Source organism: Shimia sp., from assembly GCF_039969785.1.
Taxonomy (GTDB): Bacteria; Pseudomonadota; Alphaproteobacteria; order Rhodobacterales; family Rhodobacteraceae; genus Shimia.
This window is the reverse complement of sequence record NZ_JBDVNC010000022.1, coordinates 58947-72934: the sequence shown is the minus strand read 5'-3', so window position 1 is coordinate 72934 and position 13988 is coordinate 58947. Positions and strand designations below refer to the sequence as shown.

Annotated in this window: 11 protein-coding genes; 3 read left to right on the top strand and 8 right to left on the bottom strand. The window is 57.7% G+C overall.

The annotated features are described in order from the left end of the window. Positions 1-5: 5 nt before the first annotated feature. Positions 6-878, top strand: coding sequence for a dioxygenase (locus ABJI08_RS11625; protein WP_348402004.1), 873 nt, complete (start codon positions 6-8; stop codon positions 876-878). 21 nt (positions 879-899) lie between these two features. Here the strand turns inward: ABJI08_RS11625 and ABJI08_RS11620 are convergent, their stop codons facing one another. From ABJI08_RS11620 to ABJI08_RS11610, 3 genes are all read right to left on the bottom strand, one after another. Further along, positions 900-2045, bottom strand: a complete 1146-nt coding sequence (locus ABJI08_RS11620) for an iron-containing alcohol dehydrogenase (RefSeq protein ID WP_348402003.1) — start codon at positions 2043-2045, stop codon at positions 900-902. Next, positions 2045-3427, bottom strand: a complete 1383-nt coding sequence (locus tag ABJI08_RS11615; RefSeq protein ID WP_348402002.1) for an aldehyde dehydrogenase family protein — start codon at positions 3425-3427, stop codon at positions 2045-2047. The genes ABJI08_RS11620 and ABJI08_RS11615 overlap by 1 nt, the downstream gene beginning before the upstream one ends. A gap of 105 nt (positions 3428-3532) precedes the next feature. Further along, complete coding sequence (locus ABJI08_RS11610) at positions 3533-4894, bottom strand: glutamine synthetase family protein (RefSeq protein WP_348402001.1); 1362 nt, start codon at positions 4892-4894, stop codon at positions 3533-3535. Between the two features lie 292 nt (positions 4895-5186). Here ABJI08_RS11610 and ABJI08_RS11605 point away from each other — a divergent pair, with 292 nt between their 5' ends. Then, the gene (locus tag ABJI08_RS11605) at positions 5187-6731 is read left to right on the top strand and encodes a sulfatase-like hydrolase/transferase (RefSeq protein ID WP_348402000.1); all 1545 of its coding nucleotides are present in this window, start codon (positions 5187-5189) and stop codon (positions 6729-6731) included. Here ABJI08_RS11605 and ABJI08_RS11600 read toward each other — a convergent pair whose 3' ends face one another. The 5 genes from ABJI08_RS11600 to ABJI08_RS11580 form a co-directional block, all read right to left on the bottom strand. After that, on the bottom strand, positions 6732-7514 hold the full coding sequence (locus ABJI08_RS11600) for a DeoR/GlpR family DNA-binding transcription regulator (protein ID WP_348401999.1): 783 nt from the start codon (positions 7512-7514) through the stop codon (positions 6732-6734). It abuts the gene before it with no gap. Positions 7515-7773: 259 nt separating this feature from the next. Continuing rightward, on the bottom strand, positions 7774-9126 hold the full coding sequence (locus ABJI08_RS11595; protein ID WP_348401998.1) for an aspartate aminotransferase family protein: 1353 nt from the start codon (positions 9124-9126) through the stop codon (positions 7774-7776). Then, a complete protein-coding gene (gene phnY, locus ABJI08_RS11590) occupies positions 9117-10565 on the bottom strand; it encodes a phosphonoacetaldehyde dehydrogenase (RefSeq protein ID WP_348401997.1) in 1449 nt (482 codons plus the stop codon). Before phnY ends, ABJI08_RS11595 begins: the two co-directional genes overlap by 10 nt. Beyond that, positions 10562-11821, bottom strand: coding sequence for a phosphonoacetate hydrolase (phnA, locus tag ABJI08_RS11585; protein WP_348401996.1), 1260 nt, complete (start codon positions 11819-11821; stop codon positions 10562-10564). Before phnA ends, phnY begins: the two co-directional genes overlap by 4 nt. Positions 11822-11830: 9 nt before the next feature. Then, a complete protein-coding gene (locus tag ABJI08_RS11580; protein ID WP_348401995.1) occupies positions 11831-13009 on the bottom strand; it encodes a 2-aminoethylphosphonate--pyruvate transaminase in 1179 nt (392 codons plus the stop codon). A 96-nt stretch (positions 13010-13105) separates the two neighbouring features. On the opposite strand from ABJI08_RS11580, the gene ABJI08_RS11575 reads away from it, so the two are divergent. Then, on the top strand, positions 13106-13969 hold the full coding sequence (locus ABJI08_RS11575) for a LysR substrate-binding domain-containing protein (protein WP_348401994.1): 864 nt from the start codon (positions 13106-13108) through the stop codon (positions 13967-13969). Positions 13970-13988 lie beyond the last annotated feature (19 nt).

The following is a 13988-nucleotide window of genomic DNA, read 5'->3' as shown; positions in this document are numbered from 1 at the left end:
CGCAGATGCGCACAGTCACCAAAGATAATATCACCGATGTGTTTTCAGCCTATTTCAGCGAGGAAACCGATCCGCGTGTGCGTGAAGTTCTGTCCGCTCTGGCGCGACACATGCATGACTTTGCCCGTGAGGTGAACCTGACCCATGACGAGTGGCGTGTCGGCATCGACTTTCTGACCCGCGCCGGGGACATCACCACGCCCGAACGGCAAGAGTTTGTGTTGTTGTCGGATGTATTGGGCATGTCATCGTTGGTCGATATGTTGCACTCAACACCCGAGGCAACCAGCTCGTCTGTGTTGGGACCATTTCACGTATCCAACCCGCCGCCGCTGGACGTTGGCGGTGATATGAAGCGTGACTTTGAAGGCGAGGTTCTGGTGGTCGAAGGCACAATACGCGACCTTGAAGGCAACCCGATCCCGGGCGCGCAGATCGACATCTGGCAAACCGCTCCCAATGGCATGTATTCCAGCCAGGACCCGGATCAGGATATCCATTCGTTCCATGGTCTGATGACGGCAGATGAAAACGGCCGTTATGCGTTCACAACGGTGCGCCCTGTTGAATATACGGTACCCGATGACGGGCCGGTCGGTGACATTTTGCGCGCGGCGGGGCGTCATCCATGGCGACCATCGCACCTGCATTATATCGTTTCGGCAGACGGTTTCCGCAATCTCGTGACCGAGGTTTTCCCGGATGATGATCCCTACCTTGATCAGGACACGGTGTTTGGTGTGCGCGATGATCTGGTGATGACCTATGTCAAACAACCCGCAGGCAGTTTCCCCGACGGGTTTGCCCTGTCAGGCTCAGTGGCTGAGGCCTATTCACGGGTTGATTTCGATCTGGTGCTGGCACCCGAAGCCGGTTGATCCGGCCCCGGGCTGTCAGGTCTAGATACAGGTTTCGAACAACGACGTCAGGTTGTCGCGTGTCAGCTCTATCGGGTTGCCACCGCAACTTGGGTCGATGATCGCACCCTCGACCAATTGCGGAATGGCGGTTTTTTCAACGCCCAGTTCAGACAGGGTACGGGGAATACCCAGAGCATCGTTCAGGTCCTGCACAAAGCTGCGAAATCCGTCAAAGCCCCCGGATATGTCCAGATAGGCCGCGACCGCGCCAAACCGGTCCGCTATTTGCGGCGCGTTGAATGCCAGCACTGCGGGCATGCAAACGGCATTTGTGGTGCCATGATGGGTGTTAAACATAGCGCCCACCGGATGGCTCATGGCGTGGATCGCGCCGAGCCCCTTTTGGAACGCCGTGGCGCCCATTGATGCCGCGCTCATCATCTGGGCGCGGGCTTCAATGTCCGTGCCATCCGCATAGGCGCGGGGCAAATAGTCCTTGACCAACCGCATACCTTCCAGCGCAATGCCTTGCGACATCGGGTGATAATGCGGGCTGGAATAGGCCTCAACACAATGGGCAAAGGCATCAAGGCCCGTGCCCGCAGTGATAAATTTGGGCATGCCCACGGTCAGTTCAGGATCGCAGATCACTACAGATGGCAGGACTTTGGGGTGAAAAATGATCTTCTTCACATGGGTCTCTGAATTGGTGATCACGCTGGCGCGCCCGACTTCGGACCCGGTTCCTGCGGTGGTGGGCACCGCCACAATGGGGGCAATCGCGTCGGCATCTGCCCGCGTCCACCAGTCGCCAATGTCTTCGTAATCCCAGACCGGGCGGCTCTGGCCCGACATGAACGCAACCATTTTGCCCAGATCCAGCCCCGAGCCACCACCAAAGGCAATCACGCCGTCATGATCACCCGCTTGATAGGCGGCAACTCCGGCTGCAAGGTTAAGCTCGTTCGGGTTGGGGTCGACCTCTGCAAACATCGCGCGGCCCAATCCGGCCGCCTCCAGAATATCCAGCGTAGACTGGGTGACAGGCAAATTGGCCAGCCCGCGATCGGTGACCAGCAACGGGCGTTTGATGCCCGATTGCGCGCAGGCTTGCGGCAGCTCGACAATGCGCCCTGCACCAAATTTGATGGCCGTGGGATAGGACCAGTTTCCGACAATCGACATCAGCTTGTGACCTTCTTCAAATGATAGGATTTGGGACGCGTGAGGTTGTGATACCCGATCACAGACAAGCCCCCACCGCGCCCGGTATTTTTGCACCCTGTCCAGCACAGCCCCGGATCAAGATAGTCTGCACGGTTCATGAACACAGTGCCGGTTTCGATCTGGTCGCCAACCCGAACGGCCCGGTCGATATCCCGGGTCCACAGGCTGGCCGTCAGGCCAAAGTTACTGTCGTTCATCAAAGCGATTGCCTCTTCATCACCCGACACTTTCATGATGCCGACCACTGGCCCAAACGACTCTTCGCGCATCACACGCATGTCGTGGGTCACATTGCTCAGAATCTGCGGGCTGATATAGGCCCCGCCATCGTCTTCAACAAACGTGTCGATATGTGCGGTTGCGCCCTGTGCGACAGCCTCGGAAATCTGGGCGCGCACAAGGTCGGCAAAACGCACATTGGCCATTGGGCCAAGCGTGGTCTCGCTGTCCAGCGGATTGCCCAGCTTGTAGCCTCTGACAATCGTCACCGCCTTGTCGACAAAGGCGTCAAACAGGCTCTCATGCACGTAAATGCGCTCAATGCCGCAACAACACTGGCCCGAGTTAAACATCGCGCCGTCAATCAGCGTGTCCACGGCCGCGTCCAGATCGGCATCTTCCATGACATAACCCGGGTCTTTGCCGCCCAGTTCAAGTCCAAGCCCTGTGAATGTGCCTGCCGCTGCGCGCTCCATGGCTTGCCCGCCGCCGACAGATCCGGTGAAGTTGATGAAATCAAACGTGTTTTCCGCAATCAATGCGCTGGTGGTGTCGTGATCCAGAAACGCATTCTGAAACACGCCTTCGGGGACGCCGGCCGCATGAAATGCCGCTGCCATACGCTCGCCCACCAACAATGTCTGAGTGGCGTGTTTCAGCATCACCGCATTGCCCGCGATCAGCGCGGGCGCCACGGTGTTGATCGCCGTCATATAAGGATAGTTCCACGGCGCGACGACAAAAACCAACCCGTGTGGCACACGCTTGATGGCGCGCTTAAAGCTGTCATCTTCGCCCACCTGGATATCGGCCAGCGCCTCTGAGGCGATGTCTGCCATATGGCTGGCGCGCTCTTCAAAGCCGCCAAATTCACCGCCATAGCGCACGGGACGTCCCATCATATGCGCCAGCTCAGGCACAATCTCGTCGTTCATGGCACCAATGGCGGCAACCCCTGCCATCACCAGATCGACCCGCTCTTGCAAAGGGCGCGCCGCCCAGCCCGACTGGGCCTGTCTCATGCGCGCGGCAAGGGCTGCGACGGCATCGCGATCCATCGTTTCACGTTCGGCATAAACCGTGCCGTCGATTGGTGAAACACATTTCAATGTCTGGCCCATGGCCATACTCCCAACTTTTTTCTGCTCTCTTAAGCAGTCTTCATTTTGCCAAAAATACTCAAGCCGCGCGCGTGAAGCATTCGTTGCCCTATCGTGTCAAAACGCCTAGGCGCGTTCAAAACCGCGCGCAATTTCCCAGTCGGTCACAACCCGCTCGAATTCCTCGATTTCGACCTCGGCGGCGCGGGTATAGTGGTCAACCACATCGTCCCCCATCGCGGCGCGCAGCATGGTCGAGCCGTGCAGCGCATCCCGCGCGGCGCGCAGGCTGCCCGGGATCATGCCGGTATCGCCCTGATAGACATCCCCGGTTGACGGGGGTTGCAGGTCAAGCTTTTCCTCGATCCCGGCAATACCAGCCGCCAACATGCCCGCAATGGCCAGATATGGGTTCATGTCTGACCCGGGAATGCGGCATTCCACCCGCACAGACTTGGTGCCCTCGCCACACAACCGATAACCGGCCGTGCGATTGTCGACCGACCAGATGATCCGGGTTGGGGCAAAAGTGCCCTTCATGAACCGCTTGTAGCTGTTGATATAGGGCGCCATGAAATACGTGTAATCCGGCGCGTATTTGAGCAGACCGGCCATGTAACATTTCATCAGGTCGGACATGCCCAGCGGGTCGTTTTCATCGTAAAATACGGGTTTCCCGTCTTTCCACAGCGATTGGTGCACGTGGCTGGAGCTGCCAACCTTGTCGTGATGCCATTTTGGCAGAAACGTCACCGCATGCCCATGTTGCCAGGCAATCTCCTTGGTCGCGTGTTTGGCGATGGTGTGAAACTCAGCCGTATCCATAGCAGGCGCGTATTTGATGTTCAGCTCTTCCTGCCCGGCTTCCGCTTCGCCCTTGGTGTTTTCGATCGGCAGCCCGGCATCCCAAAGGTGATTGCGCAAGGGGCGCATCACGTGCTCTTCCTTGGTGGTTTGCAGGATGTGATAGTCTTCATTATAGCCTGAAATCGGTTCCAGATCGCGCCATTTGTCCTTCCGGATGTCATCAAAGCTTTTCTCGAACAGGAAGAATTCCAGTTCGGTTGCCGTCATCGCGTCAAACCCCATTTCGGTCAGGCGCTGCACCTGTTTTTTCAGGATTGCGCGCGGCGAGTGGGGCACTTCGGCGTGGGTGTGGTGGTCCAGAACATCACACAGAACCATTGCGGTTCCGTCCAGCCATGGGATCGGACGCAGGGTCGTCAGATCGGGCTTCATAACATAGTCGCCATAGCCGCCCTCCCAACTGGTTGAGGCATAGCCATCCGGCGTGCCCATCTCCAGATCGGTGGCCAGCAGATAGTTGCAGCAATGGGTCTCTTCCCACGCGCCGGCAACGAAATGGCCCGCGTGAAACCGTTTGCCCATCAGGCGTCCCTGCATATCGACCAAACACACCAGAACCGTATCTATGGTGCCGTCGGCGACCTGTGCTTTCAGCGCCTCGAAATTCAGCTCCGTGGTCATTGTGCACTCTCCCTGAAATGATTGCCGCGCAGCTGTTTGCAGGCGGCTGATTTTGAGCGCCATATCATCAAGCAGTTGGGGCAGGCGCAAGTGGGCATATCAAATTTCATGGGAAAATGGTGGGGTGTGAGTGAAAATTTGCGATAAACTTGCAAAATATCCACAAAAACACACAAACAAACTGGCGCGGTGATCAGGTTTCGGGCAAAATCATTCGTACCAGGTCTGATTTGGGTGGACCGCTCCAGGTGGCTTTCCTAAGACTTTGTTCTGAGCGCAGAGGAATCGCGGAATGAGCCATCAGAAAAACGTCCTGTTCATCACCATCGACCAGTTGCGGGCGGATTGCATTGCTGGTGCGTTGGCGGATCATGTGGATCTGCCCAACATGCGGGCCCTGATGCAGGACGCGGTCAGCTTTGAAGGGCATTACACTGTGACCAGCCCTTGTGGCCCGGCCCGGGTATCGTTGCTGACCGGGCAGTATGCGATGAACCACCGCTCTGTGCGCAATGGAACCCCGCTGCGCCACGACACGCCCAATATTGCCACCGAGCTGCGCAAAACCGGATACCTGCCGATGTTGTTCGGCTACACCGACACAGCCGCCGACCCGCGTGTGCATGACGCCAATGATCCCGCCGTGCAGACCTATGAATATCCGATGGCCGGATTTCACGAGATGCTGGAAATGCGCATGGAAATGTCATTTCCTTGGCGCGCGCATCTGACCCGCCAAGGGTATCAGTTTGACGGGTACGAAAACGTATACAAGCCGGTCAGCCCGCCCGACCGACCCGCAGAAATCGGAGATCCAACCTTTTTCAAAGCGGAAGACAGCGACACGGCGTTTCTGACAGATCGGTTCCTGGAAACCATTCCGGGTTACCAGACCGAAAGCTGGTTTGCGCATCTGACCTATATTCGCCCACACTGGCCCCTGATCGCGCCGGAACCTTATAACCGGATGTATAGCCCGGATAATCTGCCAATGCCGACCCGCTGTGACACGGCCCGGGAGGCAGCGGAATTGCATCCGTTTATGGGTCCGGCACAGCTCAGGGAAACACCGGGGCGGGCGTTTCTGGGCTTTCCGGGGTTTGAGGTGAATGACGTCACGACGCAAGCCGCGCGGGCGGTTTATCTGGGGTTGGCCACCGAAGTGGATCACCACATCGGGCGTGTCGTGGACTACCTCAAGGACAGCGGGCAGTACGAATCGACCCTTTTGATTGTCACGTCAGACCACGGCGAATTGCTGGGCGATCATCATGCGTGGGGTAAGATGTCGGTCTTTGACGCGGCGTATCATATTCCGCTGATCATGCGGCTGCCGGGGAATGTGGAACGGGCAGGGACACAAGTGAGCGTTCCGACTGAATCTATTGACGTGATGCCGACGATTCTGGACTGGATCGGACAGGACATTCCGAACTCGGTTGATGGGCGATCATTGCTGCCTTTGCTGACCGGAGAGGCTCCTCAGGACTGGCGCAAATATACGTTCTCGGAGTTTGATTTTGGCGACGTTCAGGGGGCGACAGCCTGGCAAGAGGCGCTGGGCACAGATGTTAGCGAGTCCTGTTTGGGCATATTGCGGGATGGACAGTTTTCGCTGATCGAATTTGCCTGTGATCTGCCGCCGATCTTGTTTGACCATGACGCAAAAGGCGAGTTTGAAAACGTTGCGGGACGCCCGGAATATGGCGCCGATCAGCTGCGTTTAACCCGACAAATGCTGGCGCACCGGATGCGCAATATGGATCATACCCTGTCGCTGGATCAGATCACCAAAAAGGGTCCAATTCATCAGCGCAGGCACCAGAAAAGCCAGTGATCACTTTGTCAAAATGGTCTCTATTTCCCACATTTCCAATTGCTTACGGAAAGCGGGCTTAAGCTCCTGATCCGTGACCACGAGGTCAACATCGTCATGTGGAAACGCCACAATGGGCGCGCGTTTGCCAAATTTGGCGTTGTCGCATCCCACGATAGTACGCTGGGCCCGGGCTGCCACGGCACGTGCCAGATCCGCCTCGGACGGGGCGGTTAGCAGGAAGCCAGCATCAGGGTCGACGCCGTCGATTGAAAAGACCGCTGTATCGATACTAAAGCGCTCGACGAATTTGATGGTTTCCTGACCAAATGCGCCGCCTTCGACGGTCATCAATTCGCCCCCGGCGAGAAACACCCGGTTGCCGTTCTGACCCGCCAAAGCGTGGGCGGCATGCAAGCCATTGGTGATCACTGTCAGGTCTTTGTGGTTGGCCAGCGCCTCGGCCACAAAGGCCGTGGTCGAGCCGACATCGAGAAACACAGATGATCCGCTTGGGATCAGCTTGGCCACTTCGCGTGCGATGCTCAGCTTTTCCTGTGTACGGGTACCAAGACGCATGCCCACCGGGCTCAGCGCTTCGGAATTGGACAGGTAGACGCCGCCGTGCACACGTTCCACAAGGCCGGATTTGGCCAGCGCTTTGACGGTCCGGCGCACGGTTTCTTCGCTGACACTCAGCGTTTCGGCCAGCTTTGCTGTGCGCGCCGATCCGCCCTGCGCCCGCAAGGTTTCCAAAAGCTCGACCTCTCGATGGGTCGCGTGGATTTCCGTTGTGTCTGACATGGGCGCCTCCTGCGCGCAGTCTATGCGGGTAGCGGAATCAATGTCCATGCGATGATCTGGTTATGTGTGAATAATTGCGCAGATGCGCAAATTTGCGTCGCCTGTCAGGATGTGGCAGTCAGCGAACGTTGCAAAATAAAGGTTAACAGGTTGAATAAAGAGGCATTTCCAGCCTCGGCAAGCCGTCGGTTTTACGTCGGTATGACATCGGTGTCGGATTCTGAAGCGCGCATAGTTAACGGTGAACTGCCAGAGGTACTCAATTCAGGGTGTCAATTGTATCAGCGACAATGCCCAGTGCGCGGTCAAGATCAGACCGGGAAATCGTGAGCGGTGGCGACAGGGTCAACACGTTTGTGGCGCTGATTTTGAAGCTGAGACCCGCGTCAAGGCAGGCGTAATAAACCCGTTCCGCCAGATCAGGGGCCGGCGCGCGGGTTTCGTGGTTTTGCACAAGTTCAACGCCAAACATCAGCCCGCGACCTCGGATGTCGCCAACGTTGGGGTGCGTGCCGATGCGATCCTGCAGGACATCAAGCGCGTGCGCGCCCAGTGATTTCGCGCGGGCGATCAGGTCTTCGTCTTCGATAATCTGCAAAGTTGTCAAAGCAGCGCGGGCCGTGACCGGGTTTTTCTCGTGCGTATAGTGGCCAATGGCAAAATCGCCGACCACATCAAGTGCCGCGCGCGCGATCACGGCAGCGATCGGTAGGATGCCCCCGCCCAGCGATTTTCCGACAGTCACAATGTCAGGCACGATGTCGTCATGTTCAAAGGCAAACATTTCGCCGGTCTTGCCCAGCCCGGTGGGAATTTCATCCATGATCAGCAAGGCACCATGCCGGCTACAGGCGGCGCGCACGGCTTTCCAGAAACCGGGGGGCGGCACCACAGGCACGGCGCGCATTGGTTCGGCAATCACAGCGGCCACGTCGCCCTCTTTCGCCAGCACGTAATCGACCATATTGGCGCATGCCAGCGCGCAATTGTCCGGGCTTGCATGCCCATAAGCACAGCGATAGCAATTGAACGGCGCGACATGTTCGGTTCCGGGCAAAAGCGGTCCGGCGATGTGGCTGCGAAATGTGGCTTCGCCGCCCACGGACGCTGCGCCAAAACCGGCACCATGAAACGCGTCCCAAAAGCTGAGGGTTTTGAAGCGGCCTGTCGCGGCGCGGGCAATTTTCAGCGCGACTTCGTTGGCATCTGATCCGCCGGTCGTGAACAGCACCTTGTTGAGGTCGCCCGGCGCAATCTGCGCGAGCTTTTCGGCCAGTTCGACAGACACGTCATTGGTAAAGCGGCGCGGGGCAAAGGGCAGGGTGTCCAGCTGATCTTTGATCGCGGCAACAAGTCGGGGGTGGCCGTAGCCAATATGGTGCACCGAATTGCCATGAAAATCCATGTAGCGGCGCCCGGCGGTGTCTTCGATCCAGATGCCTTCGGCCTTGGCGATGGTCGCCACGCAAGGGCTGGACAATGCCTGATGGATAAACGCATCCGAGTCACGTTGCAGCAGGTCGCGGGTGGGCCTGTGCGCCTCTTTCGCGGACCATTCAGCGCGCGCGGGCGAGGTATTATCCTCTCCCTCGGTATGCTGGATCAGGGCCATGGCAACGAATAGGTCTTTACGTTGGTAAAGAATTTCATCGCCTCAATAACGCCTTCCTTAACGCCATTGCCGCTGTCTTTGATGCCGCCAAAGGGTGACATTTCAATACGATAGCCGGGTTGTTCCCAGATATTGCAGGTGCCGACGTTCAGCCCGTTGATATAGGCGATGGCGCGGTTCAGGTCGTTGGTGCACACACCCGAAGACAGGCCAAATTCGGTTGAATTCGAAATTGCCATCACGGCGGTATCATCATCGGGCACGCGCACAATTGGCACAATCGGACCAAAAGTTTCTTCCATCACAAGTTCCGATTCGTGTGGCACCTTGTCGATTACGATGGGTGGCAACAACGCGCCCCGCCGGCCGGGATGATAAAGGATTTCGGCACCTTCTTTTTCGGCCTGAAACACACGGTTTTCAAACAGTTCGGCCGCCTTGTCGTGGATCACACAACCCAGTTCGGTGGCCGGGTCCTGAGGGTCGCCAAATTTGATCGCCTTGGCCTTTTCCAGCACCAGCGGCACAAACCGGTCCGCGACGCTTTCCTGAACGAGGATACGTTTGACGGCCGTACAACGCTGGCCCGAATTGCCCGTCGCACCGGCCACGGCGATGGTCGCGGCCTTTTCCAGATCGGCGTCGGTCAGGTCATTGCAGATTATCAGCGGGTCATTGCCGCCCAGTTCCAGTGCGGTGCGCTTGTAGCCGGCCTTGTCAGCGATGATTTTGCCCACCGGCACGCCACCGGTAAAAGTGATGATGTCGATATTGTCATTGGTGATCATTTCGTCGCCAATGTCTTGCGGCAGGCCCGTTACAACCTGAAACATCTCTGGCGGCAGGCCAGCGTCATAGAGGATGTCGGCCAGTGTCAGAGCGGTCAAAGGTGTCAGCTCGGTTGGTTTGCAGACCATACAGTTGTTGGTCGCGATAGATGGCGCAATCTTGTGGCTGACCATGTTCAGCGGGTGATTGAACGGGGTGATCGCGCTGATCGCGTTGACCGGCTCGCGCATGGTGAAAATCTTGCGTGCCTTGCCGTTGTGGGTCAGGTCACACGAAAAAATCTCGCCATCATCCTTGATCGCCTCGGCGGCGGCAAACTGATACACATCCTGTGCCCGTTTGGTTTCGTAAATCGCATGCTGATGGCAGATGCCCAATTCCAGCGTGAGCCATTTGGCAAGGTATTCGCGGCGCTCCCCAATCAGTTCACCGGCACGTTGCAGGATCTGGCTGCGCTCGTACCGTGTCAGCGTTGGGGTGTAGTTGGCGGCAATCTCAAACGCGCGCGCGGCGTGTTCGGCGGTGCCCGCAGGCACGGTGCCGATCACCTCGTTTGTATACGGGTACAGCACCTCGACCCGCGCGTCGGTCGAGACCTTTTCGCCACCAATGCGCATCGCTTCGTGGCGGATATCGGCAGCAGCGTTCATGCGAGTTCCTCGGTCAGAGCGGCGGCGGTGGCCGCGTAAAAGAAGGCGTCAAAATTGCGCAGGACCGGTGCGCCGGGCAGGTCGATGACCCGGTTGACGATAAACGGCACCTCTTGTTCCGTCAGTCCACCATGGCTGCGCAGCGGTTCCTTGAGCGCGGCCAGATCGTGGCGGTCGGCAGAGGTGCCAATGGTCATGTTCTCGGTCGAAACCATGACGATATCACCAATGCGGTCCGCGGGCAGTTCAAACCGGGTGACGGCCTCTTCCTTGTTGAGCACTTCGAGCATTTCAGGCAACGCGGCAAGGCGCGCGATGATATCGGCACGGTCCGCATTGTCGGGCAGATAGGCAGTGGCAAACGCGCCAAGCGCACCGTGATGCACTACGTAAGGGTCGGTGATTGGCAGGATTACGCGGGCGGCTTTTTCCCCCAGCCAGTCGTCCAGCACGTCCTGCACATAGATCACGGCAGGGTCGCCATTAGCGTCGTGTTTGGGCTTCATGCCATGATCCGCAGTGATCACAATGGCCGCGCCCAAAGCGTCCAGTTCGGCCAGATAGCGGTCGAACATGGCATAGAAATCCTTGGCGCCCTGTTCATCCGGGGCGAATTTGTGCTGGATGTAGTCGGTGGTCGACAGATACATCACATCCGGCTTCCATTCTTTGAGCAGCTTGACGCCTGCGGCAAACACAAACTCGGAAAGCTCGGCAGAATAGACTTCGGGCACGGGCATGCCCAGCCAGTCGGAGGCGTTGTCGATGCCATGCTCGGCCTTGGTCGTGGTCCCCGAACGTTCCGACGAAAACGCGACGGCGCGGTCCTGATCAAATTCCAGCCCGGCGCCCAGCAGAGCGCGCAGTTTGTCTTTGGCTGTGACCACTGCGACGCGGGCACCGGCCTCGTAATATTTGGAGAACAGCGTTGGTGCGCGCAGGAACCGCACGTCGTTCATCATCACTTCTTCGCCGGTTTCCGGTTCATAGAGGTAGTTGCCACAGATGCCATGCACGGCAGGCGGGCGGCCCGTCGCGATGGACAGGTTGTTGGGGTTGGTAAAGGACGGGATCACCGAATGGGCCATCCGGTCGGTGCCGGTTTCGCGGATGCGTTTCAGCGTGGGCATCAGCCCTTCGGCAATGGCGACATCAAGATATTCCGGCTCGCATCCGTCCAGACAGATGGCAATGGCGCAGGTTTTTGGCGCAGCATAGGTGCGGTCATTGGCGACGACAGAGGAGTTGATCGGCATAGGTTTTCCTTAAGCGGCAAGTTTTTTGCGTTCGTTCAAAGCGGCGACGGGTGGGGCGGCAGACACCACACCCATATCAGACAAGGCCAGCCGGGCGGCATCCACCACACGGCGCATCACATGTTCGTCCATCTGCCCGATACAGCCAACACGAAAGCTGTCTGCAACGGTCAGTTTGCCCGGATAGATGATAAACCCGCGTTGCTTCATCAATTCGTAAAACTGGTCGAATTGAAAGGCAGGATCATCGGGGCAGAAGAAGGTGACGATAATGGGCGACAACCATGTGTCATCCAGCAATGTTTCAAAGCCCAGATCGCGCATGCCCGCGACCATCACATCGCGATTACGGGTATAGCGTGCGCCCCGCGCGGCAACACCGCCTTCGGCTTCGTGCGCGTTCAGGGCTTCGATAAAGGCGGCGACCACATGGGTTGGCGGGGTAAAGCGCCATTGGCCGGTTTTGTTCATGGTGGTCCATTGTGCCTCGACATCCAACGACAGCGAGTGGGCGTTGCCCCTGGCCGCCGCAAGTTCGCTTTTCCGGGCAATAACAAAACCAAAGCCGGGCACACCTTCGATGCATTTATTGGCAGACGACACAAAGGCCGCACAGTTCAACGCAGCCGCGTCCAGCGGCAGAGCACCAAAGGCTGACATCGAGTCGATTAACAGTTTGCGGCCATGCGCATGGGTTGCGTCGGCAATTTCCTGGATCGGGTTCAGGATGCCTGACGAGGTTTCGCAATGGATCGCCAGAACATGGGTGATGGTTGGATCATCAGCGAGAATTTGAGACACTTCGTGACCGCGCGGCGGCAGGTAATCGCCCTTGTTCAACAAGACTTTGGCGCGGTCGAGATAATCCATAGTGGCCGACGCGCGCAGGCCATAGGCGCCATTTGCCAGCACCAGAACTTTGCCATCCCGGGGCACAAAGCTGCCCAACATCGCCTCGACAGCGAATGAACCGGACCCTTGCACAGGCACGCAATCATAGGCGTCGGCCCCATCCCCGATCATGGCCAGAAGGCGCGCGCGCATATCGCGGGTCATGGTGCGGAAATCATTGTCCCAACTGCCCCAGTCGCGCAGCATGGCTTGTTTGACCTTGTAGGATGTGGTCAGCGGTCCGGGAGTCAGCAGATAGGGTTCGCCCATATGCGGGGCCGGGATAGGATGCGCCATGACCATGTCCTTGTTCAGTCCTTGTGTTCAGATAACCGTGACCGCTTCCATATGTGAAATCTTTCTTTTCTATCAAAACATAGGTATTACCTATGTATGAGATATAGTCAGATCAAAGCGTTTCATCATGTCGCGCTGCATGGCGGGTTTTCCCGTGCGGCAGAGGCATTGAATCAATCTCAACCGTCGCTGTCCGAACAGGTGCGCAATCTGGAACAGGCGCATGATGTCCTGTTATTTCGTCGCGACCACAGGCAAGTGCGGCTGACAGAAGCGGGCGAGCAGCTTTTCCTGCTGACGCGGCAGTATTTTGAAGACGAAGAGCGCATTGGTGATTTCTTAAGTCGGTCAAAAAGCCACATCGATGGCACGCTGCGGATCGTGGCTGATTCTGCGATTCACATCACGCAGGCGTTGCAGAAATTTCGCCGGGCCAACCCGCATGCCGTTGTGTCGATCCAAAGCGGCAACACCGAAGAGGTTTTGCAGAAGCTGCGCAATTATGAGGCTGAGGTTGGTGTCGTGGGCAACCATGAACCGGCACAGGATCTGGATGAGTTGGATTTGGGGCGGACGTCGATCATGGCCATCGGGTCCAAAGACATCTTACCCAAATCGACCGAGGGTATCGCCTTTGAAGACTTGCGCGACTGGCCGCTGATCTTTCGCGAACAGGGGTCACGGACGCGCAGCGGCCTTGAACGTATGGCTGTCGAACGCCGCATTAACCTGCACCCGACAATCGAAGTCGACGGGCGCGAAGCGATGCGCGAAGTGGTCGCGTCCGGGGCCGGGATCGGGTTTGTGTCCGAGGCGGAAATGGGCTTTGACAAACGGTTGCGCGCGGTGCCGATATTGGGGTCGAGCATGACGATGTCTGAATCGCTTGTGTACCTGTCGATGCGCAAGGACCTGCAAATCATCCGCGCCTTTTTGCGGTGTTTTTCAAAGCCTGATTAACAAAAACCCAAATTTCGCG

Bases quoted from the DNA above. Each gene is read 5' to 3' on its own strand.
- ABJI08_RS11615 (WP_348402002.1), bottom strand. From the start codon at position 3,427: ATGGGCCAGACATTGAAATGTGTTTCACCAATCGACGGCACGGTTTAT.
- ABJI08_RS11580 (WP_348401995.1), bottom strand. From the start codon at position 13,009: ATGGCGCATCCTATCCCGGCCCCGCATATGGGCGAACCCTATCTGCTG.
- ABJI08_RS11575 (WP_348401994.1), top strand. From the start codon at position 13,106: ATGAGATATAGTCAGATCAAAGCGTTTCATCATGTCGCGCTGCATGGC.
- phnA (WP_348401996.1), bottom strand. From the start codon at position 11,821: ATGCCGATCAACTCCTCTGTCGTCGCCAATGACCGCACCTATGCTGCG.
- ABJI08_RS11600 (WP_348401999.1), bottom strand. From the start codon at position 7,514: ATGTCAGACACAACGGAAATCCACGCGACCCATCGAGAGGTCGAGCTT.
- ABJI08_RS11605 (WP_348402000.1), top strand. From the start codon at position 5,187: ATGAGCCATCAGAAAAACGTCCTGTTCATCACCATCGACCAGTTGCGG.
- phnY (WP_348401997.1), bottom strand. From the start codon at position 10,565: ATGAACGCTGCTGCCGATATCCGCCACGAAGCGATGCGCATTGGTGGC.
- ABJI08_RS11625 (WP_348402004.1), top strand. From the start codon at position 6: ATGCGCACAGTCACCAAAGATAATATCACCGATGTGTTTTCAGCCTAT.
- ABJI08_RS11610 (WP_348402001.1), bottom strand. From the start codon at position 4,894: ATGACCACGGAGCTGAATTTCGAGGCGCTGAAAGCACAGGTCGCCGAC.
- ABJI08_RS11620 (WP_348402003.1), bottom strand. From the start codon at position 2,045: ATGTCGATTGTCGGAAACTGGTCCTATCCCACGGCCATCAAATTTGGT.
- ABJI08_RS11595 (WP_348401998.1), bottom strand. From the start codon at position 9,126: ATGGCCCTGATCCAGCATACCGAGGGAGAGGATAATACCTCGCCCGCG.